This is a genomic window from Streptomyces sp. NPDC012825, from assembly GCF_042900925.1.
Lineage (GTDB): Bacteria > Actinomycetota > Actinomycetes > Streptomycetales > Streptomycetaceae > Streptomyces.
Genome location: NZ_JBIBBZ010000021.1, coordinates 48,182 through 74,039, shown reverse-complemented (window position 1 = coordinate 74,039; position 25,858 = coordinate 48,182). Strand labels below are relative to the sequence as shown.

Genomic DNA, 25,858 nt, shown 5'->3' with positions numbered 1-25,858 from the left:
GGTCAGGGGGCAGGGGTTCATGGAGACCGACGGCACGTACGAGTCACGCGACACCAGGGGGGGCGCGGTGCCGCGGCCGGCGGGGCCGCCCGTACCGTCCTTCCCCCCGTCCCAGGGACCGCCCCCCGTGCCATACGCAGGTCGGACCGTGCCGGCCCCGCAGACCGGGACGGGCCCGCGGCCCGCCGCCACGCCCCCCGTGCCGCCGCCGCCCGCCCACGCGCCCGCCCGGCCCGGAGTCGCCGAGTGGCTCCGCATCCCCCGTCCCGCGGCCGCCCCCGGCATCTGGCGGCTCGGGTACCGCGAGCGGCCCGAGCGGGAACCGGAGCTCGTGGCCGGCCGCCAGCTGATCACCGGCGCGTTCATCGCGTACCTCTCCGGCTGGCTCCTCTGGTCCCTGCTGTGGAACGGCTACCTGGAGGGGGGATGGATCTTCGTCGACGAATGGTGGCTGCTGCCGATGCTGTGGCTCGTGCCCTCCGACTGGCGGAATCCCGAGAGCCCCGACTTCGAGGCGTACATCGGCGCGCTCTACCTCTGGTACGCCGTCGTCCTCACCCTGTTCGCCGTCGCCTTCGGCCGCGTCGGCAACTGGCGGGAGATCTGGCAGCGCTACGGCGTCCCCGTATGGCCCCTGTTCGTGCTCCTGCCGGGCGTCTGGCGCGAGATGCCCCGCACGCTCACCTGGCTCACCTGGGTCTCCAACGTCTACTACGCACTCCTGGCCGCCGCCCTCGTCGCGGCCGTCGGCCGGGCCGGCACCTGGTCCCCCGTGCGACGGCGCTTCGGAACCGGGGACCCGCGGGCCCTCGCCCCGCCACCGCAGGTCCCACCGGGAGCCGACCCCGCGGAGTGGCCCGAACTGCGTGACGCCGGGCTGACCGAGGCCGCGGCCCGGCTCGCCGAGGCCACCCGCCAGGGCGCGCTCGGAGACGTCGACTACGCCCGGATCCACCGCGCCTGGGAGGGCGTACGGGCCCGGCCCGACCGCCTCGCCGCCTTCACGGACGCCGTGCGCGCCCGTGGCGCCGCCGCGTGCGGTCACCCCTCCGGCCTGCGCGACCTGCCCGCTCGCACCGCCCTCCACGACCTCGCCACCGGGCAGGTTCTCATCGGCACCGCCGCCGACCACCCGCGCAACCCCTACGCCCGGCGCACCACCGGCGTCGCCCTGGAGCCGGGCGTGCTCGGGACCTCGCTGCTGGCCGTCGGCCCCGCCGGCGCCGGGAAGACCGTACGGCTGGTGCGGCCCGTCGTCGAGGCGCTCTGCCTCCAGGCGCTCGCCAACCGCGCCGCCGTGGTCGCCGTCACCACCCAGGGCACCCTCCTCGGCCTAGACGGCGGTTTCGACGTCGTCGTCTCCGTCGGACGGCGCGAGTCCACCCACGACCTCGACCTCTACGGCGGGGCCGACGATCCCGACGAGGCCGCCCGCATCCTCGCCGAGGGCCTCGTGGGGGACCTGGTCGCCGACGGCCGCCGGGCCACCACCGCGCTCGCCCAGCTGATCGGACCGTTCCTGGCCGCGTACGGCCGCTTCCCCGAGGTGCCCGAACTGCGCGAACTGCTCGGCGGGGCGCCCGAAGCGCTCGCCGGGCTCCGGGCCGCCGTCGCCGGAGATCCCGCCCAGATGCGCGAACTCGACGCACGGCGGCGGCAGGCCGAACGCGGTGACGACGTCGGCGTCCTGCTCGCCGAGCGCATCACCTTCCTCGACCGGCCGGCCTTCGCCGGTTTCTTCCGGACGGAGAGGGGGCCCGGCCGAGGCGAAGGCGGAGACCGGCCGACGTTCTCGCTCCGGGCGATCGAGCACCCCCTCCGGGTCCGGGTCGACCTGCCCGAACGCGGCCACGCCGAAGCCTCGCGGATCGTCTCCCGGCTGCTGCTCGCCCAGTTCACGGAAGCGGCCCTCGCCCGCCGCGACCGCTCCCTCTTCGCCTGCCTGGTCCTCGACGACGCCACCCACGCCGTCACCGGCGACTCCGTACGGGCCCTGCAACGGCTCCGGTCCGTCAACGCGGGCGTCCTCCTCGCGCTCCGCAGCCTGGAGGACGTGCCCGAGCCGCTGCGCGAGCCGCTGCTCGGCTCGGTCGGGTGCCGGATGGCCTTCGCGGGCATCGCGTCCTGGGACGGCGGACGGTTCGCCGAGGCCTGGGGCACCGAGTGGGTGAAGACCCGGGACGTCACCAACCGGCAGATCATCGCGGACGAGCCGCTGACCAAGGCCCTGCACCTCATGCGGCGGCTGGTCACCGGCCGGGCGGCCACCGCGGAGGCCGTCACCGTGCGGGAGGTGGAGCGGCAACGCTGGTCCGCGTCCGACCTCGCCCACGCCGTCCCGCCCGGCCACGCCGTCCTCTCCCTCGCGCACGTGCGCGGCGAGCACACACCCCCCCTTCTCGTGGACCTCCGCGACTGAGCACCCGCCCCCCGCCCCTGGCACAATCGGGGGCGCCGCTCGGCTGAGCGGCGCCCCCTCCCCCCAAAGGTCCGACGGTCGCCAATGCCGCCCACCCTCGCCTCGCTCGCGCAGCACTCCGCCCTCAAGCTCGTCGTCCGGGCCGGTGAGGACCGTCTCGACACCCCCGTCCGCTGGGCGCACGTCAGTGAGCTCGCCGATCCCGTGCCGTACATGGAGGGGGGCGAACTGCTCCTCACCACCGCGCTCACCCTCGACGCGGAGGACCTGGAGGCGATGCGCCGCTACGTGCGGCGGCTGCTCGGGGCGGGGGTCGTCGGGCTCGGGTTCGCCGTGGGGGTGAACTACGAGGAGATCCCGGCGGCCCTCCTCGACGCGGCCCGCGAGGAGCACCTGCCGCTCCTGGAGGTACCGCGCCGGACCCCCTTCCTCGCCATCAGCAAGGCCGTCTCGGCCGCCATCTCCGCCGACCAGTACCGCGCCGTCACCGCCGGCTTCGAAGTGCAGCGCGAGCTGACCCGCGCCGCGCTCGCCGAGGGCCCCGACGCCGTCGTCGCCCGCCTCGCCGCGCACGTCGACGGCTGGGCCGCCCTCTACGACACCTCCGGCAAGCCCGTCGCCGTCTCGCCCGAGTGGGCCACCCGCCGGGCCGCCCGCCTCACCCCCGACGTGGAGCGGCTGCGCGAGCGCCCCGCCCCCGCCAGCGCCGTCGTCGGCGGCACGGACGACCGCGTCGAGCTCCAGTCGCTCGGCACCGGCCGGCGCGTCCGGGGCGCCCTCGCCGTCGGCACCGCCGCCCCCCTGGGCACCGCCGAGCGGTACGCCGTCCACTCGGCCATCGCCCTGCTCACCCTCACCACGGAACGCTCCCGTTCCCTCCAGGCCGCCGAACAGCGCCTCGGCGCCGCCGTCCTGCGCATGATGCTCGCCGGACAGCCGGACCACGCGCGCGCGGTGGCCGGCGACGTGTACGGCGGCCTCCTCGACGCCCCCTTCCGGATCCTCGTCGCCGAACCCGCCGGCGGCGAGCCGGCCGCCGAACCGCCCCTCCCCGTCCTCGCCGACGCCCTGGAGGCCGCCGCCGCCCGCGCGGGCGAGGCGGTCCTCGCCGTCCCCGAGGGCGAGCAGCGGCTCGTCGTCCTCGCCGGCGACGGCGGCGCGGTCGTCGCCGCCTGCGAGGGGTACGCGGAACGCGAGGCCGAGGAGGCCGGCGTCGTCGTCGGGCTCTCCGCCCCGGCCGGCCCGATCGCGGCGGCCGCCGCCTACAAGCAGGCCGAGCAGGCGCTCTCGGTGGCCCGCCGCCGGGGCAGGGCCCTCGTCGAGCACGAGGACCTGGCGGCGGGCTCGGTCCTGCCGCTCCTCGCCGACGACGCCGTCCGCGCCTTCGCCGACGGGATGCTCCGGGCCCTGCGCGACCACGACGCCACCGGCCGCGGCGACCTGGTGGCCTCCCTGCGCGCCTGGCTCTCCCGGCACGGCCAGTGGGACGCGGCGGCGGCCGACCTGGGCGTCCACCGGCACACCCTGCGCTACCGGATGCGCCGCGTGGAGGAGATCCTGGGCCGCTCCCTGGACGACCCGGACGTACGGATGGAGCTGTGGCTCGCCCTGAAGGCCACGGGGGAGGGGGCCGAGTAGGCCTCCTCGAGGCCGCGGCCCGGCTCAGCCGCCCGAGCCCCCGCCGTCGCCCCCGGTGCAGTCGTTCCCCGAGCCCCGGTTCCCGCCGCCGCCCCGCCCGCCCCCGGCGCGCACCAGCTCCCCGCCCAGCAGCACCACCGCCGCCACCCCGCGGGCCCAGCGCGGGCCGCCCCGGGCCGCCCACACCACGCAGACGCACCCGCCCACGACGAGGACCAGGACGGCGGACATCACCCACAGGAACATGTGTCTCCCCCTTGCGGTTCTGCGGTCCCCCTCATCCTTCCATTCCGTTCCCTCCCCGCTCCCGCCGTCCGGATTCCGCCGCCCCTGCCCGCCGGCGGGCAAACTCCTGGCCGGGCCCGCCCCGCACTCCCTACTCTCCTGCTCATGACAAAGCCCGCCGCCGACCCCGCCCCCGGCACCCGTGCCGTCCTCCCCGCCGCGCCCCCGGCGCCCGCCCGCCGGATCACCGGCGCCGTCTGGGCCGCGCTCGGCATCGTGTACGTCGTGTGGGGGTCCATCTACCTCGGCATCCGGGTCGTCGTCGAGACCCTGCCGCCGTTCCTCTCCGGCGGCGCCCGCTTCGTCACCGCCGGGCTGCTGCTCGCCGGGATCATCGCCTGGTGCCAGGGCCCCGCCGCCCTCAAGGTCACCCGCCGGCAGCTCGGCTCCGCGATCCTCGTCGGCCTGCTCCTGATCCTCGGCGGCAACGGCCTCGTCGTCCTCGCCGAGACCTCCATCCCCTCCGGCCTCGCCGCGCTCCTCATCGCCGTCGTCCCCGCCTGGGTCGTCGTCCTGCGCACCGCCGCCGGCGAGCGCCCCGGCCCCGGCGCGATCGGCGGCGTCCTGCTCGGCCTCGCCGGGCTCGGCGTCCTCACCCTGCCCGGCCTGACCGGCGAGGTGCGGATCGGCGGCGTCCTCCTCGTGGTCGCCGCCGCCCTCAGCTGGTCCGTGGGCTCCTTCACCTCCTCCCGCCTCCCGATGCCCGCCAACCCCTTCGCCGCCAGCGCGTACGAGATGGTCGCGGGCGGTCTCGCCGGCGTCGCCCTCGGCCTGCTCCGCGGTGAGCACCACGGCCTCGACCTCGCCGAGGTCTCCACCCGCTCCTGGACGGCCCTCGCCTACCTGGTCGTCTTCGGCTCGCTGATCGCCTTCACCGCGTACGCCTGGCTCCTCCAGGCGGCCCCGCTCTCCCTCGTCGCGACCTACGCGTACGTCAACCCCGTCGTCGCGGTCGCCCTCGGCGCCCTCGTCCTGAACGAGGCCCTGACCTGGCCCGTCGTCCTCGGCGGCGCGATCGTCGTGGCCGGCGTCTGCCTGATCGTGTCGACCGGGCGGAGGGAGTGAGCCGGTGACCCCCGCCGGAACGGGCCGGCGCCCGCCGGACGGCACTCCCCGGCCCTTCGGCCAATTCGGACAGAGACCCCGACCCACCACTCCACACCGGACAAACCCACACCCGCCGTCCCGGCCCTACCGTGTCACGAGAGCAATCGCTCGCACCCCCGATACGGAAAGGGCCGGGACGCAATGACGACCACCCACGCCTTCTGGCTCGCCGGCCGCGAGGCCACCGGCGAGGCCGCCTTCGACGTCACGAACTCCTTCGACGGACGTCTGGTCGGCAAGGTCAGCGTGCCCACCGAGGCCCAGGTCGAGGAGGCCGTCGCCGCCGCGCACGCCGTCGTCGACGAGTTCGCCGCCACCCCGGCGCACGTCCGCGCCGCCGCCCTCGACCACGTGTCGAAGCGACTCGCCGAGCGCACCGAGGAGATCGCCCAGCTGATCTCCGCCGAGAACGGCAAGCCCATCAAGTGGGCCCGCGGCGAGGTCGGCCGCGCCGTCTCCGTCTTCCGTTTCGCCGCCGAGGAGGCCCGTCGCTTCAACGGCGGCGAGGCCCAGCGCCTCGACACCGAGGCCGGCGGCGTGGGCCGGCTCGCGCTGACCCGCCGCATCCCCAAGGGCGTCGTCCTCGGCATCGCGCCGTTCAACTTCCCGCTGAACCTCAGCGCCCACAAGGTCGCCCCGGCCCTCGCCGTCGGCGCCCCCATCATCCTCAAGCCGGCCCCGTCGACCCCGATCTCCTCCCTGGTCCTGGGCGAGATCCTGGCCGAGACCGACCTGCCGGCCGGCTCCTGGTCGATCCTCACCGTGCCGAACGACCGGATGCCCGCCCTCGTCCAGGACGAGCGCCTCCCGGTCATCTCCTTCACCGGCTCCGACAAGGTCGGCTACGCCATCCAGGAGTCCGTGCCGCACAAGCACTGCACCCTGGAACTCGGCGGCAACGCCGCGGCCGTCGTCCTGCCCGACTGGTCCTCCGAGGCCGACCTGGACTGGGCCGCGACCCGCATCGCCACCTTCTCCAACTACCAGGGCGGCCAGTCCTGCATCTCCGTCCAGCGCGTGATCGTCGACTCCTCCGTCCACGACCGCCTGCTGCCGAAGATCGTCGCCGCCGTCGAGGCCCAGGTCACCGGTGACCCGGCGGACGACGCCACCGACGTCGGCCCGCTCGTCGACGAGGCCGCCGCCCGGCGCGTCGAGTCCTGGGTGGACGAGGCCGTCGCGGCCGGCGCCACGCTCCTGACCGGCGGCAAGCGCGAGGGCGCCAGCTACGCCCCCACCGTCCTCACCGACCTCCCGGCCGACGTCACCCTGGCCTGCTCCGAGGTCTTCGGCCCGGTCCTGACGGTCGCGAAGGTCGACGGCGAGGCCGAGGCGTTCGCCGCGGTCAACGACTCCGACTTCGGCCTCCAGGCCGGCGTCTTCACCCACGACCTCCAGGCCGCCTTCCGCGCCCACCGCGCCCTCGAGGTCGGCGGCGTGATCGTCGGCGACGTCCCCTCGTACCGCGCCGACCAGATGCCGTACGGCGGCGCCAAGCGCTCCGGCGTCGGCCGCGAGGGCGTGAAGTACGCGATGGACGACTACACCTACGAGCGCGTCCTCGTCCTGACGGGCCTCGCCCTGTAGGACCTGTGGGACGTACACCCTTCGGGGCCGTACGTCCTCCGGGGCGCACGCCCCACCCGGACCAGGCGGTCCGGCTCCACTGTGCGGGGAGCCGGGCCGCCTTTCCGCGCGTACGGCCCGCCCCGGGGGCAGGGCGCCCGTCCCGCCATCCGGAACACCCGTCCGGCCGGCGGGACGAGACGGCAGGATGGCGCCGTGACCGTCATCGACATCCCCGGCTCCAAGTCCGTCACCGCCCGCGCGCTCTTCCTCGCCGCCGCCGCCGAGGGCACCACCACCCTCCTGCGGCCCCTCGTCTCCGACGACACCGAGGGCTTCGCCGAAGGGCTCGCCGCCCTCGGCTACGCCGTCCGCCGCGAGCCCGGCGCCTGGCACGTCGAGGGCCGGCCCGCCGGACCCGGCGCGGACACCGCCGACGTCCACTGCCGCGACGGCGCCACCACCGCCCGCTTCCTCCCCACCCTCGCCGCCGCCGGCCACGGCACGTACCGCTTCGACGCCTCCGCCCAGATGCGCAGGCGCCCCCTCGGCCCGCTCACCACCGCCCTGCGCGACCTCGGCGTCGACCTCCGGCACGGCGGGCGGGAGGGCCACCACCCGCTCGCCGTCCACGCCCGTGGCGTCAAGGGCGGCGCGCTCACCCTGGACGCCGGGCAGTCCTCCCAGTACCTCACCGCCCTGCTCCTGCTCGGCCCGCTCACCGCCGAGGGGCTCGACATCACCGTCACCGACCTGGTCTCGGAGCCGTACGTCGGGATCACCCTCGCCATGATGCGCAGCTTCGGCGCCGAGGTCCGGCAGGAGGGACGCACCTACCGCGTCGCCCCCACCGGCTACCGGGCCAGGACGTACGGCATCGAGCCCGACGCCTCCACCGCGAGCTACTTCTTCGCGGCCGCCGCCCTCGAACCCGGCCGCTCGGTCACCGTCCCCGGCCTCGGCACCGGCGCCCTCCAGGGCGACCTCGCCTTCGTCGACGTCCTGCGCCGCATGGGCGCCGACGTCGAGACCGGCGAGGACGCCACCACCGTCCGCTCCACCGGCACCCTGCGCGGCATCACCGTCAACATGCGGGACGTCTCCGACACCATGCCGACCCTCGCCGCGATCGCGCCGTTCGCCGACGGACCGGTCCGCATCGAGGACGTCGCCAACACCCGGGTCAAGGAGTGCGACCGGCTCGACGCCTGCGCCGAGAACCTGCGCCGCCTCGGGATCACCGTCCGCACCGGCCCCGACTGGATCGAGATCCACCCCGGCACGCCCGCCGGACCCGCCGAGATCGCCACCCACGGGGACCACCGGATCGTCATGTCCTTCGCGGTCACCGCCCTGCGCGTCCCCGGCGTCACCTTCGACGACCCCGGCTGTGTGAAGAAGACGTTCCCCGGCTTCCACCAGGCCTTCGACGCGTTCGTCCGCACCCCGTGAAGACCGCGCCGCGTTTGGGGCAAGAATGGGGGGCATGACCGACCGCCCCTCACCCCTCGCCGACCCGCACATCGCCTTCGACGCCTCCGAAGGACGCCGGGACGTCGTCGTCCTCGGCTCGACCGGGTCCATCGGCACCCAGGCCATCGACCTGGTGCTGCGCAACCCCGACCGCTTCCGGGTCACCGCCCTGGCCGCCTCCGGCGGCCGGACCGGACTGCTCGCCGAGCAGGCGCACCGGCTGGGGGTCGCCGCGGTCGCGGTCGCCCGCGAGGAGGCGCTGCCCGAACTGCGCGAGGCCCTGAAGGCGTTGTACGGCTCCGAGCCCCTCCCCGAGCTCCTGGCGGGGCCGGACGCCGCCACGCAGCTGGCCGCCTCCCCGTGCCACACCGTCCTCAACGGCATCACCGGCTCCATCGGCCTCGCGCCCACCCTCGCCGCCCTCGAAGCCGGCCGCACCCTCGCCCTCGCCAACAAGGAGTCGCTGATCGTCGGCGGCCCCCTGGTGAAGGCGCTCGCCGGGCCCGGCCAGATCATCCCGGTCGACTCCGAGCACGCGGCCCTCTTCCAGGCGCTCGCCGCCGGCACCCGCGCCGACGTGCGCAAGCTGGTCGTCACCGCCTCCGGCGGCCCCTTCCGCGGCCGTACGCGGGAGCAGCTGGCCCACGTCACCCGCGAGGACGCCCTCGCCCACCCCACCTGGGCCATGGGCCCGGTGATCACGGTGAACAGCGCGACCCTGGTGAACAAGGGCCTGGAGGTCATCGAGGCCCACCTGCTGTACGACGTCCCCTTCGACCGCATCGAGGTCGTCGTCCACCCCCAGTCGTACGTCCACTCCATGGTGGAGTTCACGGACGGCTCCACGCTCGCCCAGGCCACCCCGCCCGACATGGGCGGCCCGATCGCCATCGGCCTCGGCTGGCCCGAGCGGGTCCCGGACGCGGCCCCCGCCTTCGACTGGAGCAAGGCCTCCACCTGGGAGTTCCTCCCGCTCGACACCGAGGCCTTCCCGTCCGTCGGCCTGGCCCGGCACGTCGGCGAGCTCGGCGGCACCGCCCCCGCCGTCTTCAACGCGGCCAACGAGGAGTGCGTCGAGGCGTTCCTGGCCGGGCGGCTGCCGTTCAACGGCATCATGGACACGGTCACGGCGGTCGTGGCGGAACACGGCGTCCCCGCCGCGGGAACCTCCCTCACCGTGCCGGACGTCCTCGAAGCGGAGACCTGGGCACGGGCCCGGGCCCGAGAGCTCGCAGCGAAGGCAACAGCGGAGGCCCGCGCATGAACGAAACGCTCCTGTACGTCCTGGGCATCGTGCTGTTCGCGTTCGGACTGCTCGTCTCCATCGCCTGGCACGAGCTCGGCCACCTCTCCACGGCCAAGCTCTTCGGCATCCGCGTCCCGCAGTACATGGTCGGCTTCGGCCCCACGCTCTGGTCGAGGAAGCGCGGCGAGACCGAGTACGGCATCAAGGCCATCCCGGCCGGCGGCTACATCCGCATGATCGGCATGTTCCCGCCCGGCGACGACGGACGGATCGAGGCCCGCTCCACCTCGCCCTGGCGCTCCATGATCGAGGACGCCCGCGAGGCCTCGTACGAGGAACTCCAGGAGGGCGACGAGACCCGGCTGTTCTACACGCGCAAGCCGTGGAAGCGCGTCATCGTGATGTTCGCCGGGCCGTTCATGAACCTGGTCCTGGCGGCGGCGCTCTTCTTCGGCTCGATGATGACGCTCGGCACGGAGGGCCAGACGACCGCGGTCGCCGGCGTCCAGAAGTGCGTCATCGAGCAGAGCGAGAAGCGCGACACGTGCGCCGCCGGGGACCCCGTCTCCCCGGCCTTCCGGGCGGGCCTGAAGGAGGGCGACAGGATCGTCGCCTTCAACGGCACGCCGGTGGGCGACTGGGACACCCTCTCCGACCGCATCCGCGACACCATCGGCCCCGCCACGGTCACCGTCGAGCGGGCCGGGCAGCGGATCGACCTGCACCCCACCCTCGTCACCAACAAGGTCCCGAAGAAGGACGAGGACGGCCAGGTCGTCCAGCCGCTGACCTACGTCGACGCCGGCTACCTGGGCTTCGCCTCCAAGACCGAGGTCGCGCCCCTCACCTTCGGCGAGACCACCGACCGGATGACCGACCTCCTGGAGAACGGCGTCCACTCGGTCATCGCCCTCCCGGGCAAGATCCCCGGCCTCTGGGACGCCACCTTCGGCGACGGCGAGCGGGCGGACGACTCGCCCGTCGGCGTCCTCGGCGCCGCCCGCCTCACCGGCGAACTCATGACCGTCGAGGCCCCGCCCGAGCGGATCCTCGTGTGGTTCATGAACATCCTGGTGATGTTCAACGTCTCGCTGTTCCTGTTCAACATGCTCCCGCTGCTGCCGCTCGACGGCGGCCACATCGCGGGCGCCCTGTGGGAGTCCGTCCGCCGCCACACGGCCCGGATCTTCAAGCGCCCCGACCCCGGCCCGTTCGACGTGGCCAGGCTGATGCCCGCCGCCTACGTGGTGGCCGGCGTCTTCGTCTGCTTCACCCTGCTCGTCCTCGCCGCCGACATCGTCAACCCGGTGAAGCTGACGTGAACCCCAGGGGGGCCGGACCCGGTGGTGTCCGGCCCTCCGCCGCCGGGGCGGTAACCTCGGAGACCTGAGCCCGCCGACGCACAACCTTGAGGTTGCACAACAGATGACCGCGATTTCTCTCGGTATCCCTACCGTCCCGACCCGGCTCGCCGAGCGGCGCAAGAGCCGTCAGATCCAGGTCGGCACCGTGGCCGTCGGCGGTGACGCACCCGTCTCCGTGCAGTCGATGACCACCACCCGCACGTCCGACATCGGTGCCACGCTCCAGCAGATCGCCGAGCTGACGGCCTCCGGCTGCCAGATCGTGCGCGTGGCCTGCCCGACGCAGGACGACGCCGACGCCCTCGCGACGATCGCCCGGAAGTCCCAGATCCCGGTGATCGCCGACATCCACTTCCAGCCGAAGTACGTCTTCGCCGCGATCGACGCGGGCTGCGCCGCCGTCCGGGTCAACCCGGGCAACATCAAGCAGTTCGACGACAAGGTCAAGGAGATCGCGCGGGCCGCCAACGACGCGGGCACCCCGATCCGGATCGGCGTCAACGCCGGCTCCCTCGACGCGCGACTGCTCAAGAAGTACGGCAGGGCCACCCCCGAGGCGCTCGTCGAGTCCGCCCTCTGGGAGGCGTCCCTCTTCGAGGAGCACGACTTCCGCGACATCAAGATCTCGGTCAAGCACAACGACCCGGTCGTCATGGTCGAGGCCTACCGCCAGCTCGCCGCCCAGTGCGACTACCCGCTGCACCTCGGCGTCACCGAGGCGGGCCCCGCCTTCCAGGGCACCATCAAGTCCGCCGTCGCCTTCGGCGCGCTGCTCTCCCAGGGCATCGGCGACACCATCCGCGTCTCGCTCTCCGCGCCCCCGGCCGAGGAGATCAAGGTCGGCATCCAGATCCTGGAGTCGCTGAACCTGCGCCAGCGGCGCCTGGAGATCGTCTCCTGCCCGTCCTGCGGCCGTGCCCAGGTCGACGTCTACAAGCTCGCCGAGGAGGTCACCGCCGGCCTCGACGGCATGACCGTCCCGCTGCGCGTCGCCGTCATGGGCTGCGTCGTCAACGGCCCCGGCGAGGCCCGCGAGGCCGACCTCGGCGTCGCCTCCGGCAACGGCAAGGGCCAGATCTTCGTCAAGGGCGAGGTCATCAAGACCGTGCCCGAGTCGAAGATCGTCGAGACCCTCATCGAAGAGGCGCTGAAGATCGCCGAGCAGATGGAGAAGGACGGCGTCGCCAGCGGCGAGCCGTCGGTCGCCGTCGCCGGCTGACGCGCGCAACTCCCGTGCGAAGCCCCGCCTCCCGCCCCGGGAGGCGGGGCTTCCCGCGGCCGGAGGCGTGCTCCGGGGCCCTCCGGGTAAAGTGCGGGGAATCAGCGGAACCGCACGGTGAGGCCCCCTCGTGTTGACAGAGACCACCACCCGGGTCCTCGAACCCACCGACCTCGGCGCCGCACTCGCCGTCCTGGAGAGCGCCCCGGTCGAGAACGCGTTCGTGACCGCCCGCGTCCAGCTCGCCGGGCTCGACCCCTGGCGCCTCGGCGGCGAGATGTGGGGCTGGTACACCGGGGGGCGGCTGCGCTCGCTCTGCTACTCCGGCGCCAACCTGGTCCCGATCTGCGCCACCCCCCAGGCCGTCCGCGCCTTCGCCGACCGGGCCCGCAGGACCGGCCGCCGCTGCTCCTCCATCGTCGGCCCCGCCGGGCCCACCACCGAGCTGTGGCGGCTCCTGGAGCCCAGCTGGGGCCCCGCCAGGGACGTCAGGGCCAACCAGCCGCTGATGGTGGCCGAGGAGCCCTCCACCACGGTCGAGCCCGATCCGCTGGTGCGCCGCGTCCGCAAGGACGAGATGGAGGCGATCATGCCCGCCTGCGTGGCCATGTTCACCGAGGAGGTCGGCGTCTCCCCGCTCGCCAACGACGGCGGCCTGCTCTACCAGGCCCGGGTCGCCGAACTCGTCGGCGCGGGCCGCTCCTTCGCCCGCATCGAGGACGGCAGGGTCGTCTTCAAGGCGGAGATCGGCGCCGCCACCCGCCAGGCCTGCCAGATCCAGGGCGTCTGGGTCGCCCCCGAGCACCGCGGCAAGGGCCTCTCCGAGACCGGCATGGCCGCCGTCCTCCGCTACGCCCTGGCCGACGTCGCCCCCGTGGTGAGCCTGTACGTCAACGACTACAACACCCCCGCCAGGGCCGCGTACCGCCGCGTCGGCTTCCGGGAGACCGGTGCCTTCATGAGCGTGCTGTTCTGAGGGGCGGGCCGCTTGTAGGGTGCGCCGCATGGATGACGCGGAGATCGTGATCGGGCCGGTCGACCTGGCCGCCCGGGTGGACGAGGCCCTGGCCGTGCAGGCGGTCGCCTTCGGCCTGGACGCCGACGAGGTCGCCGTGCGCCGCCACATCGTGCTGCGCCACCTGCTCAGCCCCGGCGCCCGCGCCTACGGGGCCACCACCCCCGGCGGACGGCTCGTCGGCTTCGTGTACGGCATGCCCAACGACCGCACCCACTGGTGGTCCACCGTCGTCGAGGCGTACCTGCGCGCCACCGGCACCGCCGACTGGCTCGACGACTCCTTCACCATCACCGAACTACACGTCCACCCCGACTTCCAGGGCCGGGGCGCGGGCCGCGCGCTGATCACCACCATCACCGACACGGCCGACGAGCCGCGTTCGATCCTCTCCGCGATCGACACCGAGAGCCCCGCCCGCGGCCTCTACCGGTCCCTCGGCTACCGGGACCTCGCCCGCCGGGTGCACTTCCCGAGCGCCCCCCGCCCGTACGCCGTGATGGGCGCGCCGCTGCCGCTGCCGCGCGACAACTGATTTCTCGTCCCCGGGGCCGCCCGGCTAACCTCGGGCCCATCACACCCAGCCCGGCAGGAGTACGAGAACCATGGCCAACGCACCGGTCCAGCGCATGTCGAAGTTGATGGCGAAGACGCTGCGCGACGACCCGGCGGACGCCGAGGTCCTCAGCCACAAGCTCCTCGTCCGCGCGGGATACGTGCGCCGCACCGCCGCCGGCATCTGGAGCTGGCTGCCCCTCGGCAAGAAGGTCCTCTCCAACGTCGAGCGGATCGTCCGCGAGGAGATGGACGCCATCGGCGCGCAGGAGGTCTCCCTGCCGGCCCTGCTGCCCCGCGAGCCCTACGACGCGACCGGCCGCTGGGACGAGTACGGCGCCGAGCTCTTCCGCCTCCAGGACCGCAAGGGCGGCGACTACCTCCTCGGCCCGACCCACGAGGAGATCTTCACCCTCCTGGTGAAGGACCAGGCGTCCTCCTACAAGGACCTGCCGGTCATCCTCTACCAGATCCAGAACAAGTTCCGCGACGAGGCCCGCCCCCGCGCCGGCATCCTGCGCGGCCGCGAGTTCCTCATGAAGGACTCGTACTCCTTCGACACCGAGGACGAGGGCCTCGCCGAGTCCTACGCCCTGCACCGCCAGGCCTACCGGCGGGTCTTCGAGCGCCTCGGCCTCGACTACCGCATCTGCGCCGCCACGGCGGGCGCGATGGGCGGCTCGAAGTCCGAGGAGTTCCTCGCCCCGGCCGAGGCCGGCGAGGACACCTTCGCCGACTGCCCGAACTGCGACTTCGCCGCCAACACCGAGGCGGTCTCCTTCGCGCTGAAGGCCGTGGACGGCTCCGCCGTGCCCGCCGCCGAGGAGATCCCCACCCCGGACACCCCGACCATCGAGACCCTCGCGGCCTCCCTCGGCGTCCCGGCCTCCGCCACCCTGAAGAACCTCCTGGTGAAGGTCGACGGCGAGATCGTCGCCGTGGGCGTCCCCGGCGACCGCGAGGTCGACCTCGGCAAGGTCGAGGCGCACTTCGCGCCGGCCACCGTCGAGATGGTCACCGAGACCGACTTCGCCGCCCGCCCCGACCTGGTGCGCGGCTACGTCGGACCGCAGGGCCTCGACAAGGTCACGTACATCGCCGACCCCCGCGTCGCGCCGGGCACGGCCTGGATCACGGGTGCCAACAAGGAGCACACCCACGCGAAGAACGTGGTCGCGGGGCGCGACTTCGAGGTCACCGAGTACGTCGACGTGGTCGTCGTCGAGGAGGGCGACCCCTGCCCGAAGTGCGGCACCGGCCTCAAGCTGGACCGCGCCATCGAGATCGGCCACATCTTCCAGCTCGGCCGCAAGTACGCCGACGCCCTCAAGCTCGACGTCCTCGGCCGGAACGGCAAGCCGGTCCGCGTGACCATGGGCTCGTACGGCATCGGCGTCTCGCGCGCCGTGGCCGCGCTCGCCGAGCAGACCGCCGACGACAAGGGCCTGTGCTGGCCCGCCGAGGTCGCCCCGGCCGACGTCCACGTGGTCGCCGCCGGCAAGGCGCTCCAGACCGAGCTGGCCCTGGAGGTCTCCGACAAGCTGTCCGCCGCGGGCCTGCGGGTCCTGGTCGACGACCGCGCGGGCGTCTCCCCGGGCGTCAAGTTCACCGACGCGGAGCTCATCGGCGTCCCGAAGATCCTCGTCGCGGGCCGCCGCTCCGGCGAGGGCGTCGTGGAGCTGAAGGACCGCCGCACGGGCGAGCGCGAGGAGCTGACGGTGGACGAGGCGATCGCCCGCCTGACCGTCTGACCGCCCGCCCCGTCGTGGGACGGCCCCCGCTCCCCGTACGCGGGGGGTGGGGGCCGTCTCCGTGTCAGTCCTCCCGGGGCGGGGGCGCGGGCTCCACCGACGTGCCTGTCAGGTCCTCGATGGCGTCCTCCGCCGCCGCCGTCCGGCTCCCCGGGTACGCGTCGCCGAGCCCGTCGAGCAGGGGCGGTACCTCCGGCTCCGGGGCCCGGTGCGGCGCGTGCGGCGCCGCGTCCGGCTTGGCGTCCGGGGTCGCGCGCTCCAGGAAGCGGAGCAGTTCCACCGGGAAGGGCAGCACCAGCGTGGAGTTCTTCTCGGCGGCCACCGCCACCACCGTCTGGAGCAGCCGCAGCTGGAGCGCCGCCGGCTGGTCGGACATCACCGCCGCCGCCTCGGACAGCTTCTTCGACGCCTGGAGCTCCGCGTCCGCGTTGATCACCCGCGCCCGCCGCTCCCGGTCCGCCTCCGCCTGCCGGGCCATCGACCGCTTCATGGTCTCCGGCAGCGACACGTCCTTGATCTCGACCCGGTCGATGGCGACCCCCCACCCCGTCGCCGGACTGTCGAGCATCAGCTCCAGGCCCTGGTTGAGCTTCTCCCGGTTGGACAGCAGGTCGTCGAGGTCGCTCTTGCCGATGATCGACCGCAGCGAGGTCTGCGCCATCTGCGAGACCGCGAACCGGTAGTCCTCCACCCGTACGAGCGCGTCCGCCGGGTCGACCACCGCGAAGTACACGACCGCGTCCACCCGGACCGTCACGTTGTCCCGGGTGATGCCCTCCTGCGCGGGCACCGGCATCGTGACGATCTGCATGTTCACCTTGTGCATCCGGTCGACCACGGGGACGATCATCGTGAACCCGGGGGAACGCACCCGGCCGCGCAGCCGGCCGAAGCGGAAGACGACCCCGCGCTCGTACTGCTTGACCACCCGGGCCGCCGCGCCCGCGTACACCGCCGCCGCCGCGCCCGCGCCGGCCACCGCCATCAGCAGCTCTTCGATCATCACGGCCCCCTGGAGTCGGGCCGGACGTCGAGGCCCGGCCGCCCGGCGAACGGTACAAAAAGGGTATTCCCCTCCAGTCCGCCCGCGAACTCCGGAAGCGGCTCCGCTACAGCCAGCCCGCGAACTCCAGGAGCAGCTCCGCGTCCTGCCGCCGCCCCGCCGTCAGGGCCCGCGTCCCCGACTCCACCGCGCGGAACAGGGTCCAGCCCCGCAACCGCTCCCGGTCCACGTCCAGCGAGTCCGCCAGCTTGTTCACCCGCCGCCGGGCCGCCGAGGCGCCCGCCGAGGCCGCCACCAGGTCCTCCACCCGGTCCCGCACCAGCCGGGCCAGGTCGTAGGCCCGCTCGCCGACCAGCGGCTCGGGCCCCACGGCCAGCCAGGGCGCCCGGTCGCCGGCCAGGACCTTGCCCTGCCGGAAGTTGCCGTGCAGGAGCACCGTCTCGGCCTCCCCGGCCACCAGCTCCTCGCGCGCCGCCAGCGCCGCCGCCGCCAGTGCGCCGACGGCCGCGTCCGCGCGGTGGGGATCCATCGCCTCGGCCTGCCGGGCCGTCCGCCCGGCCACCGACTCGAAGCCGTGCCCGGCCGGGGGCTCGACCCACAGCTTCCGCACGGTCCCGGCCGCCTCCAGGAGCGCCTTCGCCTCCGGCAGGGAGCGCAGGGACACCTCGGGGTGGAGCCGTTCGAGCAGGATCCCCTCCTCGCCGGCCCCTTCGAGCAGCCGCACCGCGCCCCAGCCGTTCCAGTGGGCGAGCGCCTCCCGCTCCCGGTCCGGCCGGGCGAACGGCGGCGCCACCTTGAGCGCGGCGGGGGAGCCGTCGGGCCGCCGGACGAGCACCACCAGACTGCTCCGCCCGCCGGGGGCCATCACCCGCTCGGCGTCCAGGGAGCCCCGGTCGAGCGCGGTCCGCGCCTCCTCCGGCAGCCCTCCGAGCCACTCGGCCGCGACGGTCTCCCCGTACGTCTCGCCGAGCGCCCGGACGAGTCGCTGCGGCGGTTCGAAAGCCATGCGTACGTTGTTCCTTCGGTCGGGTCGGGCCGGGACTCAGGCCCGCTCGGCGAGCCCAGGAAAGGTTACGTCGACACCGCGCCAGCGCACGGCGCGTACCGCCGCCTCCCTGAGCGCGGCGGCCGCCTCCCGCCGGGCCGGCCCCTCGGTGGCCCGGACCAGATCGGAGTAGACGCCCGCCACCCGGTCCTCCAGGACGGCGGCGAGCCGCACCGCGCCCGCCGGGTCCGTCACCCGGAACGGCAGCGCGTACGCGGCGGCCGCCGCCACCGGCGCGCCGCCCAGGTCCCGCACCGCCCGGCGCAGCACCTCCCGGCGGGCCCGGTGGGCCTCGTACGCGGCCGTGGCCTCCGCCCGGCGCTCCGTGCCGATCCGGCCGCCGACTACCCCGTACCCGTACACGGCCGCGTGCTCGGCGGCCAGCGCGGCCTGGACGGTGTCGAGGGCGCTCACGGCCGGGCTCCTTCGGTCAGCAGATGGACGTGGACGGCGCCCGAGGCCGCCACCGAGGCGAGCAGCCGGGCGTACTCGGGCGGGGCGGCCAGCAGCGCGTCCGCGTGCCCGTCGGAGACGGTCCGCTCGGCCGCCGCCAGCTCCCCGAGGGCGGTCTCCGGGTCGGCCGCGACCGGTACGGGCGCGGGGGAGGCCGCCGTGGGGCGCGCGGAGGCGGAGGGCGCCGGGGAGGCCGCGGCGGGCTCCACCGGGCCCGTACCGCCCTCGCCGAGGGCCTTCACGTGCGCCGCCACGGAGCGCCGCAGCGGGGCCAGCCGGGGGGTCAGGGCGGGATGCGCGGCGAGCACCGCGTCGTACCGTTCGAGGAGTCCGCGCGCGGCCGTCACCGAGCGTGCCCGCAGCGCCGCATCGGCGCGCGCCGCCCGCTCGGCCTCCCGCTCGGCGGCGCTCGGCCGCCGGGGGCCCTCCTCGCCGGAGGTGCAGCCCACCAGGGCCGCCGCCCCCGCGGCCGCCCCCGCCGCGAGGAGCGCGCGTCTGCCCGTCGTCGTCACGCCTTCTCCCTCGGCCGCCGTCCACAGTCGAAGATCCGTCCGCACCGGAAGATCGTCCGGATCACCGCAGGCGAGCGTACCCGCGGGCCCCGGGGCGATGGACGGCAACACCCTCCCGGACCGGATACCCTTTGGTCTGACACGCGACGACACACAACAGCACACGCGGCCGAGGAGTCACCCGGATGAGCACCACCCAGAGCGACAGGCTGCGCGGACTCGTCGAGCCGCTCGTCCGCGCGAAGGACCTGGATCTGGAAGAGATCGAGGTGTCCCGGGCGGGCCGCCGCGGACTGCTGCGGATCGTCGTCGACTCGGACGAGGGCGTGGAACTGGACGCCTGCGCCGAGCTGAGCCGCGCGATCTCCGAGAAGCTCGACGAGACCGACGCGATGGGCGAGGGCGAGTACGTCCTCGAAGTCAGCTCCCCCGGCGCCGACCGCCCCCTCACCGAGCACCGCCACTACGTGCGCGCCACCGGCCGGCTCGTCCGGCTCCAGCTCGCCGAGACGGGAGAGCTGGTCGCCCGGATCCTCGCCGTGGACGAGGAGGGCCTCGACCTCGAAGTGCCGGGCGTGAAGGGGCGCAAGCCCACCGCCCGCAGGATCGGGTTCGCCGACATCTCCAAGGCGCGTGTCGAGATCGAGTTCAACCGCAAGGACAAGAAGGAAGAGGAGGCGTAGCCGTGGACATCGACGTGAAGCTTCTCAAGGGCTTGGCGCATGAGAAGGAGATCTCCTTCGACCTGCTGGTCGAGGCGATCGAGTCGGCCCTCCTCATCGCCTACCACCGCACCCCCGACGCCCGCCGTCACGCGCGCGTGGAGCTGGACCGGCAGACCGGCCACGTGACCGTGTGGGCCAAGGAGGACCCCTCCGACCTGGAGGAGGGCCAGGAGCCCAAGGACTTCGACGACACCCCCTCGGACTTCGGCCGGATCGCGGCGAGCACCGCCCGCCAGGTCATCCAGCAGCGGCTGCGGGACGCCGAGAACGACGTGACCTTCGGCGAGTACGCGCGCCGCGAGGGCGACGTCGTCGCCGGTGTGGTCCAGCAGGGCAAGGACCCGAAGAACGTCCTGGTCAGGCTGGACGACAAGCTGGAGGCCATCCTCCCGGTCCAGGAGCAGGTGCCGGGCGAGGAGTACACCCACGGCCTGCGCCTGCGGACGTACGTCGTCCGGGTCGCCAAGGGCGTCCGCGGCCCCTCCGTCACCCTCTCGCGCACCCACCCCAACCTGGTGAAGAAGCTCTTCGCCCTGGAGGTGCCGGAGATCGCCGACGGCTCGGTCGAGATCTCGGCCATCGCCCGTGAGGCCGGCCACCGCACCAAGATCGCCGTCCGCGCCACCCGTTCGGGCCTGAACCCCAAGGGCGCCTGCATCGGCCCGATGGGCAGCCGCGTCCGCAACGTGATGGCGGAGCTGCTCGGCGAGAAGATCGACATCGTCGACTGGTCGGACGACCCGGCCGAGATGGTGGCGAACGCGCTCTCCCCGGCCCGGGTCTCCAAGGTCGAGGTCGTCGATCTGGCCGCCCGTTCGGCCCGGGTGACGGTGCCGGACTACCAGCTGTCCCTGGCGATCGGCAAGGAGGGGCAGAACGCCCGCCTCGCCGCCCGCCTCACCGGCTGGCGGATCGACATCCGTCCGGACACGGAGCAGTCCGAGCAGGCCTGAGACCGTTTTTGGCCAACGACTGTTCGATTCTTGCCCCAAACGGGCGGGGTCGGTACGGAGAGGTAGACTTAATCGTGTCTGGCCGGACGCACGCCCGCGTGTGCCCTGAGCGAACCTGCGTGGGATGCCGGGAGCGAGCGGCCAAGAGCGATCTGCTGCGGATCGTGATGAACGAGGACGAGTGCGTCCCGGATCGTCGCGGTACGCTGCCCGGTCGGGGTGCGTACCTGCACCCCGCCGTGGTCTGTCTCGACCTGGCGGTCCGCCGCCGAGCGTTCCCCAGGGCCTTCAGGGTCCGGGGCCCGCTCGACACCGCGGCACTCCGCCACCACGTCGAGCGATCGGCACAGCAGTGAAGAAGTACGGCACGGAACACCGTGCGGTCAGGTACCTCGCGAGTTGGAAGTAGGTCGAGATTGCGATGAGCACTCGATGAGTACGCGATGAGTACGCCCATGAAGTAGCAACGGTCCGGCGGTAACCGGACCTCAAAGGAGCGAAGTGGCTAAGGTCCGGGTATACGAACTCGCCAAGGAGTTCGGTGTGGAGAGCAAGGTCGTCATGGCCAAGCTCCAAGAACTCGGTGAATTCGTCCGTTCGGCGTCCTCGACGATCGAGGCGCCGGTCGTGCGCAAGTTGACTGACGCTTTGCAGGGTCCCGGCGGCAACGCCGGCAAGACCGCTGCCAAGCCCGGCGCGCCCCGCAAGGCGACGCCCACCCCCGCCGCGCCGAAGCCGGCGCAGGCGTCCCCCGCGCCGTCCCCGGCGCAGGCCTCGCGTCCCGCCGCCCCGAAGCCTGGCGCGCCCACCCCGGCGCCCAAGCCCGCGGCAGCGGAGAAGCCCTCGACGCCGGCCGCCCCCGGCCCGCGTCCCACCCCGGGTCCGAAGCCCCCGGCCGCGCCGAAGCCGGCGCCGGCCTCCCCGGCTCCGACCACCCCGGAGTTCACCGCGCCCCCGTCGGCTCCCGCCGCCGGTCAGCAGCGTCCCGCCGGCGTGACCCCGGGCCCCCGCCCGGCCGCCCGTCCGGGCCAGCAGGCGCCCCGCCCGCAGGGCGGCCAGGGCGCTCCGCGCCCCGGCGGCCAGCAGGGTCCCCGTCCGGGCGGTGCCCGTCCGGCCGGTCCCCGTCCGGGCAACAACCCGTTCACCTCGGGCGGCTCCACCGGCATGGCGCGGCCGCAGTCGCCCCGTCCCGGTGGCGGTGCCCCGCGTCCCGGCGGCCCCGGTGCCGTTCCGGGCGCCCCGCGTCCGCAGGGCGGCCCCGGCGGCGCACAGCGTTCCGGCGGCCCCGGCGCCCCGGGCGGTGCCCGTCCCACCCCCGGCGGCATGCCCCGTCCGCAGGCTCCCCGTCCGGGCGGCGCGCCCGGCGGCAACCGTCCGAACCCGGGCATGATGCCGCAGCGTCCCGCTGCCGGCCCGCGTCCCGGCCCCGGCGGCCGTGGTCCCGGTGGCCCCGGCGGCCGTCCGGGCGGTCCCGGCGGTGGCGGCGGCGGTCGTCCCGGCTTCGCCGGTCGTCCGGCCGGTCCCGGCGGTGGCGGCGGCGGCTTCGCCGGCCGTCCCGGTGGTCCCGGTGGCGGCGGCGGTCGTCCGGGCGGTCCCGGCGGTGGCGGCGGCTTCGGCGGTCGTCCCGGCGGCTTCGGCGGTCGTCCCGGTGGTCCGGGTGGCCGTGGTGGCACGCAGGGCGCCTTCGGCCGTCCCGGCGGTCCCGCGCGTCGCGGTCGCAAGTCGAAGCGTCAGAGGCGCCAGGAGTACGAGGCCATGCAGGCCCCGTCCGTGGGCGGCGTGATGCTTCCCCGCGGTGGCGGCGAGGTCATCCGCCTGTCGCGCGGTGCGTCCCTCACCGACTTCGCCGAGAAGATCGGCGCCAACCCGGCGTCGCTCGTCGCGGTGATGATGAACCTCGGCGAGATGGTCACGGCCACGCAGTCGGTCTCCGACGACACGCTGCAGATGCTCGGTGACGAGATGAACTACACCGTTCAGATCGTCAGCCCCGAGGAGGAGGACCGCGAACTCCTCGAGTCCTTCGACATCGAGTTCGGCGAGGACGAGGGCGGCGAAGAGGCCCTGGTCTCCCGTCCGCCGGTCGTCACCGTCATGGGTCACGTCGACCACGGAAAGACCCGACTGCTCGACGCGATCCGCAAGACGAACGTCGTCGCGGGCGAGGCCGGTGGCATCACCCAGCACATCGGCGCCTACCAGGTGGGCACCGAGGTCAACGGCGAAGAGCGTCGCATCACCTTCATCGACACCCCGGGTCACGAGGCGTTCACCGCCATGCGTGCCCGTGGTGCGAAGTCGACCGACATCGCGATCCTCGTGGTCGCGGCCAACGACGGCGTCATGCCGCAGACGATCGAGGCGCTCAACCACGCCAAGGCCGCCGGCGTCCCGATCGTCGTCGCGGTCAACAAGATCGACGTCGAGGGCGCGGACCCGACCAAGGTCCGCGGTCAGCTGACCGAGTTCGGTCTGGTGGCCGAGGAGTACGGCGGCGACACGATGTTCGTCGACATCTCCGCCAAGCAGGGTCTGCACATCGACTCCCTGCTCGAGGCCGTCGTCCTCACCGCCGACGCCTCGCTCGACCTGCGGGCCAACCCGAACCAGGACGCGCAGGGCATCGCGATCGAGTCCCACCTCGACCGCGGCCGCGGTGCGGTCTCGACCGTCCTGGTCCAGCGCGGAACGCTGCGCATCGGCGACACCGTGGTGGTCGGCGACGCGTACGGCCGCGTCCGGGCGATGCTCGACGACAAGGGCAACAACGTCGAGGAGGCGACCCCGTCGACTCCCGTCCTGGTGCTCGGTCTCACCAACGTGCCGGGTGCCGGCGACAACCTCCTGGTGGTCGACGAGGACCGTACGGCGCGTCAGATCGCCGAGAAGCGCGCTGCTCGCGAGCGCAACGCGGCCTTCGCCAAGCGCGTCCGCCGGGTGTCCCTGGAGGACCTCGACAAGGTGCTCAAGGCCGGTCTCGTCCAGGAGCTCAACCTCATCATCAAGGGCGACGCGTCCGGTGCGGTGGAGGCCCTCGAGTCCTCGCTGCTCCAGCTCGACGTCGGTGAAGAGGTCGACATCCGCGTCCTGCACCGCGGTGTGGGTGCGGTCACGGAGTCGGACATCGACCTGGCCATGGGCTCCGACGCCATCGTCATCGGCTACAACGTCCGCGCGGCCGGCCGTGCCGCGCAGATGGCGGAGCGCGAGGGCGTCGACGTCCGGTACTACTCGGTCATCTACCAGGCGATCGAGGAGATCGAGGCGGCGCTCAAGGGCCTCCTCAAGCCGGAGTACGAAGAGGTCGAGCTCGGTACGGCGGAGATCCGCGAGGTCTTCCGCTCGTCCAAGCTGGGCAACATCGCCGGTGTCCTCATCCGTTCGGGCGAGGTCAAGCGCAACACCAAGGCTCGTCTCGTCCGCGACGGCAAGGTCATCGCCGAGGACCTCACGATCCACGGTCTGCGCCGCTTCAAGGACGACGTCACCGAGATCCGCGAGGGCTTCGAGGGTGGTATCAACCTCGGAAACTTCAACGACATCAAGATCGACGACGTCATCGCGACGTACGAGATGCGCGAGAAGCCGCGCGCCTGATCGCGTCCGATCGCAGCAGTGAGCAGGGGCCGGTCGGCGGAACTTATTCCGTCGATCGGCCCCGGCCGTTGCGTGTACGGTTCCTGGTGTACCCGCCCCGTGGTGGGCGGGGCCACTGACCCCGAACCGGCGGGACATCCGGACACACATGTACGTGGGGACACTGTCCTTCGATCTCCTCCTGGGCGACGTACGGTCGCTGAAGGAGAAGCGCTCCGTCGTCAGGCCGATCGTCGCCGAGCTCCAGCGCAAGTTCGCGGTGAGCGCGGCGGAGGTCGGCGGCCAGGACCTCCACCGGCGGGCCGAGATCGGCGTCGCGATGGTGACGGGGGACCCGGGGCACCTCAGCGACGTGCTGGACCGGTGCGAGCGGCTCGTCGCCGCCCGGCCGGAGGTGGAGCTGCTGTCGGTGCGCCGCAGGCTCCACACTGATGAAGACTGATCGAGCAAGGCTGAGAAGGAGAAGGACCAGTGGCCGACAACGCGCGGGCGAAGAAGCTGGCGGACCTCATCCGGGAGGTGGTCGCCGAGAAGCTGCAGCGCGGCATCAAGGACCCCCGCCTGGGTACGCACGTGACCATCACGGACACCCGCGTCACCGGTGACCTGCGGGAGGCCACGGTCTTCTACACGGTCTACGGCGACGACGAGGAGCGCGCGAGCGCGGCGGCCGGCCTGGAGAGCGCCAAGGGCGTCCTCCGTTCGGCCGTGGGCCGGGCGGCGGGGACCAAGTTCACGCCGACGCTCACCTTCGTGGCGGACGCCCTCCCGGAGAACGCGCGCACCATCGAGGACCTCCTCGACAAGGCGCGGGCCTCCGACGCCCAGGTGCGGGAGGCGTCCTCGGGCGCCGGGTTCGCGGGCGACGCCGACCCCTACAAGAAGCCGGGCGAGGACGACACCGCCGAATGAGCGACACGACCCCCACGCCCGACGGCCTTGTCATCGTCGACAAGCCGTCGGGCTTCACTTCGCACGACGTCGTGGCCAAGATGCGCGGGATCGCGAAGACCCGCCGCGTCGGCCACGCCGGAACGCTCGACCCCATGGCCACGGGCGTCCTCGTCCTCGGCGTGGAGCGGGCGACCAAGCTCCTCGGTCACCTCGCGCTGACCGAGAAGGAGTACCTGGGCACCGTCCGCCTGGGCCAGACCACGATCACCGACGACGCCGAGGGCGAGATCACGGCGTCGGTCGACGCGTCGAAGGTCACCCGCGAGCGGATCGACGCCGGTGTGGCGGAGCTGACCGGCGCCATCATGCAGGTGCCGTCGAAGGTCTCCGCGATCAAGATCGACGGCAAGCGGTCGTACGCGCGTGTGCGCGGCGGCGAGGAGTTCGAGATCCCGGCCCGCCCGGTCACCGTCTCCTCCTTCCGGGTGTACGACGTCCGCGAGGCCGTCGCCGAGGACGGCACCCCCGTGGTCGACCTGGTCGTCTCGGTGGTCTGCTCCTCCGGCACGTACATCCGCGCGCTCGCCCGGGACCTGGGCGCCGGGCTCGGCGTGGGCGGTCACCTGACCGCGCTGCGGCGCACCCGGGTCGGCCCGTACAAGCTGGACTCGGCCAGGACCCTGGACCGGCTCCAGGAGGAGCTGACGGTCATGCCGGTCGCGGACGCGGCCGCGGCGGCGTTCCCGCGCTGGGACGTCGACGAGAAGCGGGCCCGGCTGCTGCTCAACGGCGTCCGCCTGGAGATGCCGGAGTACCCGAAGGGTCCCGTCGCGGTCTTCGGACCGGAGGGGAAGCTGCTCGCCCTGGTCGAGGACCAGCGGGGCAAGGCGAAGAGTCTCGCCGTCTTCGGCTGAGGAGCCGGCGGGCCTCGGGCCCATGAGTGGGGCGGGTACGCGCGCGTACCCGCCCCACTCTCGTTCCCCCACAGGGACCCTGTCCGCGAAAGTCACGGAAATTCACTCCACCGGGGAGGCGCTC

23 protein-coding genes are annotated in these 25,858 nt (G+C 73.7%); 18 read left to right on the top strand and 5 right to left on the bottom strand.

What is annotated here, in order from left to right; genetic code table 11:
• Window positions 1-19: 19 nt before the first annotated feature.
• Together ACFY7E_RS29130 and ACFY7E_RS29125 are read left to right on the top strand one after the other, a co-directional pair.
• Window positions 20-2,419, top strand: a complete 2,400-nt coding sequence (locus ACFY7E_RS29130; protein ID WP_389490016.1) for an ATP/GTP-binding protein — start codon at window positions 20-22, stop codon at window positions 2,417-2,419.
• An 84-nt stretch (window positions 2,420-2,503) separates the two neighbouring features.
• Window positions 2,504-4,057, top strand: a complete 1,554-nt coding sequence (locus ACFY7E_RS29125; RefSeq protein ID WP_383434716.1) for a PucR family transcriptional regulator — start codon at window positions 2,504-2,506, stop codon at window positions 4,055-4,057.
• A 24-nt stretch (window positions 4,058-4,081) separates the two neighbouring features.
• Here ACFY7E_RS29125 and ACFY7E_RS29120 read toward each other — a convergent pair whose 3' ends face one another.
• Window positions 4,082-4,303: a hypothetical protein gene (locus ACFY7E_RS29120; protein WP_389490014.1), complete on the bottom strand. Its 222-nt coding sequence runs from the start codon at window positions 4,301-4,303 to the stop codon at window positions 4,082-4,084.
• A gap of 144 nt (window positions 4,304-4,447) precedes the next feature.
• Between ACFY7E_RS29120 and ACFY7E_RS29115 the strand changes: the two genes are divergently transcribed.
• The 9 genes from ACFY7E_RS29115 (at window position 4,448) to ACFY7E_RS29075 (ending at window position 15,638) form a co-directional block, all read left to right on the top strand.
• The gene (locus ACFY7E_RS29115) at window positions 4,448-5,407 is read left to right on the top strand and encodes an EamA family transporter (protein ID WP_389490012.1); all 960 of its coding nucleotides are present in this window, start codon (window positions 4,448-4,450) and stop codon (window positions 5,405-5,407) included.
• Between the two features lie 183 nt (window positions 5,408-5,590).
• On the top strand, window positions 5,591-7,036 hold the full coding sequence (locus ACFY7E_RS29110) for an aldehyde dehydrogenase family protein (protein WP_383434708.1): 1,446 nt from the start codon (window positions 5,591-5,593) through the stop codon (window positions 7,034-7,036).
• Window positions 7,037-7,231: 195 nt separating this feature from the next.
• Window positions 7,232-8,467: a 3-phosphoshikimate 1-carboxyvinyltransferase gene (aroA, locus tag ACFY7E_RS29105; protein ID WP_389490009.1), complete on the top strand. Its 1,236-nt coding sequence runs from the start codon at window positions 7,232-7,234 to the stop codon at window positions 8,465-8,467.
• 34 nt (window positions 8,468-8,501) lie between these two features.
• Window positions 8,502-9,752: a 1-deoxy-D-xylulose-5-phosphate reductoisomerase gene (gene dxr / locus ACFY7E_RS29100; protein ID WP_389490007.1), complete on the top strand. Its 1,251-nt coding sequence runs from the start codon at window positions 8,502-8,504 to the stop codon at window positions 9,750-9,752.
• Window positions 9,749-11,056, top strand: a complete 1,308-nt coding sequence (locus ACFY7E_RS29095) for a M50 family metallopeptidase (RefSeq protein ID WP_389490006.1) — start codon at window positions 9,749-9,751, stop codon at window positions 11,054-11,056. The genes dxr and ACFY7E_RS29095 overlap by 4 nt, the downstream gene beginning before the upstream one ends.
• A gap of 103 nt (window positions 11,057-11,159) precedes the next feature.
• Window positions 11,160-12,317, top strand: coding sequence for a flavodoxin-dependent (E)-4-hydroxy-3-methylbut-2-enyl-diphosphate synthase (gene ispG, locus ACFY7E_RS29090; RefSeq protein WP_365546289.1), 1,158 nt, complete (start codon window positions 11,160-11,162; stop codon window positions 12,315-12,317).
• 130 nt (window positions 12,318-12,447) lie between these two features.
• Window positions 12,448-13,293, top strand: a complete 846-nt coding sequence (locus ACFY7E_RS29085; RefSeq protein ID WP_389490003.1) for a GNAT family N-acetyltransferase — start codon at window positions 12,448-12,450, stop codon at window positions 13,291-13,293.
• A 28-nt stretch (window positions 13,294-13,321) separates the two neighbouring features.
• Window positions 13,322-13,867, top strand: coding sequence for a GNAT family N-acetyltransferase (locus ACFY7E_RS29080; protein WP_365546283.1), 546 nt, complete (start codon window positions 13,322-13,324; stop codon window positions 13,865-13,867).
• Window positions 13,868-13,937: 70 nt separating this feature from the next.
• On the top strand, window positions 13,938-15,638 hold the full coding sequence (locus ACFY7E_RS29075) for a proline--tRNA ligase (protein ID WP_389490001.1): 1,701 nt from the start codon (window positions 13,938-13,940) through the stop codon (window positions 15,636-15,638).
• A gap of 64 nt (window positions 15,639-15,702) precedes the next feature.
• Here the strand turns inward: ACFY7E_RS29075 and ACFY7E_RS29070 are convergent, their stop codons facing one another.
• The 4 genes from ACFY7E_RS29070 to ACFY7E_RS29055 all read right to left on the bottom strand — a co-directional run bounded on the left by ACFY7E_RS29070 (window position 15,703) and on the right by ACFY7E_RS29055 (window position 18,651).
• Window positions 15,703-16,641 (bottom strand): slipin family protein, encoded by a 939-nt coding sequence (locus tag ACFY7E_RS29070; protein WP_389489999.1) that lies wholly within the window; start codon window positions 16,639-16,641, stop codon window positions 15,703-15,705.
• Between the two features lie 106 nt (window positions 16,642-16,747).
• The gene (locus tag ACFY7E_RS29065) at window positions 16,748-17,647 is read right to left on the bottom strand and encodes an aminoglycoside phosphotransferase family protein (RefSeq protein ID WP_389489997.1); all 900 of its coding nucleotides are present in this window, start codon (window positions 17,645-17,647) and stop codon (window positions 16,748-16,750) included.
• Between the two features lie 36 nt (window positions 17,648-17,683).
• On the bottom strand, window positions 17,684-18,100 hold the full coding sequence (locus ACFY7E_RS29060; protein ID WP_389489995.1) for a ferritin-like domain-containing protein: 417 nt from the start codon (window positions 18,098-18,100) through the stop codon (window positions 17,684-17,686).
• Entirely contained in the window at window positions 18,097-18,651 is a 555-nt protein-coding gene (locus ACFY7E_RS29055; protein WP_389489993.1) for a hypothetical protein, read from the bottom strand. The genes ACFY7E_RS29060 and ACFY7E_RS29055 overlap by 4 nt, the downstream gene beginning before the upstream one ends.
• A 185-nt stretch (window positions 18,652-18,836) precedes the next feature.
• Between ACFY7E_RS29055 and rimP the strand changes: the two genes are divergently transcribed.
• From rimP to truB, 7 genes are all read left to right on the top strand, one after another.
• Entirely contained in the window at window positions 18,837-19,334 is a 498-nt protein-coding gene (gene rimP, locus ACFY7E_RS29050; RefSeq protein WP_383434674.1) for a ribosome maturation factor RimP, read from the top strand.
• A gap of 2 nt (window positions 19,335-19,336) precedes the next feature.
• The gene (nusA, locus tag ACFY7E_RS29045; protein WP_389489991.1) at window positions 19,337-20,329 is read left to right on the top strand and encodes a transcription termination factor NusA; all 993 of its coding nucleotides are present in this window, start codon (window positions 19,337-19,339) and stop codon (window positions 20,327-20,329) included.
• 74 nt (window positions 20,330-20,403) lie between these two features.
• Window positions 20,404-20,685 (top strand): YlxR family protein, encoded by a 282-nt coding sequence (locus ACFY7E_RS29040; protein WP_383434668.1) that lies wholly within the window; start codon window positions 20,404-20,406, stop codon window positions 20,683-20,685.
• 145 nt (window positions 20,686-20,830) lie between these two features.
• A complete protein-coding gene (gene infB, locus ACFY7E_RS29035; protein WP_389489988.1) occupies window positions 20,831-23,926 on the top strand; it encodes a translation initiation factor IF-2 in 3,096 nt (1,031 codons plus the stop codon).
• A 148-nt stretch (window positions 23,927-24,074) separates the two neighbouring features.
• The gene (locus ACFY7E_RS29030) at window positions 24,075-24,368 is read left to right on the top strand and encodes a DUF503 domain-containing protein (protein WP_030217805.1); all 294 of its coding nucleotides are present in this window, start codon (window positions 24,075-24,077) and stop codon (window positions 24,366-24,368) included.
• 29 nt (window positions 24,369-24,397) lie between these two features.
• The gene (gene rbfA, locus ACFY7E_RS29025; protein ID WP_383152744.1) at window positions 24,398-24,838 is read left to right on the top strand and encodes a 30S ribosome-binding factor RbfA; all 441 of its coding nucleotides are present in this window, start codon (window positions 24,398-24,400) and stop codon (window positions 24,836-24,838) included.
• Window positions 24,835-25,734, top strand: a complete 900-nt coding sequence (truB, locus tag ACFY7E_RS29020; protein WP_383434663.1) for a tRNA pseudouridine(55) synthase TruB — start codon at window positions 24,835-24,837, stop codon at window positions 25,732-25,734. Before rbfA ends, truB begins: the two co-directional genes overlap by 4 nt.
• The last annotated feature ends 124 nt before the right edge of the window (window positions 25,735-25,858 follow it).

Bases quoted from the DNA above. Each gene is read 5' to 3' on its own strand.
- ACFY7E_RS29130 (WP_389490016.1), top strand. From the start codon at position 20: ATGGAGACCGACGGCACGTACGAGTCACGCGACACCAGGGGGGGCGCG.
- ACFY7E_RS29125 (WP_383434716.1), top strand. From the start codon at position 2,504: ATGCCGCCCACCCTCGCCTCGCTCGCGCAGCACTCCGCCCTCAAGCTC.
- ACFY7E_RS29120 (WP_389490014.1), bottom strand. From the start codon at position 4,303: ATGTTCCTGTGGGTGATGTCCGCCGTCCTGGTCCTCGTCGTGGGCGGG.
- ACFY7E_RS29115 (WP_389490012.1), top strand. From the start codon at position 4,448: ATGACAAAGCCCGCCGCCGACCCCGCCCCCGGCACCCGTGCCGTCCTC.
- ACFY7E_RS29110 (WP_383434708.1), top strand. From the start codon at position 5,591: ATGACGACCACCCACGCCTTCTGGCTCGCCGGCCGCGAGGCCACCGGC.
- dxr (WP_389490007.1), top strand. From the start codon at position 8,502: ATGACCGACCGCCCCTCACCCCTCGCCGACCCGCACATCGCCTTCGAC.
- ACFY7E_RS29095 (WP_389490006.1), top strand. From the start codon at position 9,749: ATGAACGAAACGCTCCTGTACGTCCTGGGCATCGTGCTGTTCGCGTTC.
- ispG (WP_365546289.1), top strand. From the start codon at position 11,160: ATGACCGCGATTTCTCTCGGTATCCCTACCGTCCCGACCCGGCTCGCC.
- ACFY7E_RS29080 (WP_365546283.1), top strand. From the start codon at position 13,322: ATGGATGACGCGGAGATCGTGATCGGGCCGGTCGACCTGGCCGCCCGG.
- ACFY7E_RS29075 (WP_389490001.1), top strand. From the start codon at position 13,938: ATGGCCAACGCACCGGTCCAGCGCATGTCGAAGTTGATGGCGAAGACG.
- ACFY7E_RS29070 (WP_389489999.1), bottom strand. From the start codon at position 16,641: ATGATCGAAGAGCTGCTGATGGCGGTGGCCGGCGCGGGCGCGGCGGCG.
- ACFY7E_RS29065 (WP_389489997.1), bottom strand. From the start codon at position 17,647: ATGGCTTTCGAACCGCCGCAGCGACTCGTCCGGGCGCTCGGCGAGACG.
- rimP (WP_383434674.1), top strand. From the start codon at position 18,837: ATGAGCACCACCCAGAGCGACAGGCTGCGCGGACTCGTCGAGCCGCTC.
- ACFY7E_RS29030 (WP_030217805.1), top strand. From the start codon at position 24,075: ATGTACGTGGGGACACTGTCCTTCGATCTCCTCCTGGGCGACGTACGG.
- truB (WP_383434663.1), top strand. From the start codon at position 24,835: ATGAGCGACACGACCCCCACGCCCGACGGCCTTGTCATCGTCGACAAG.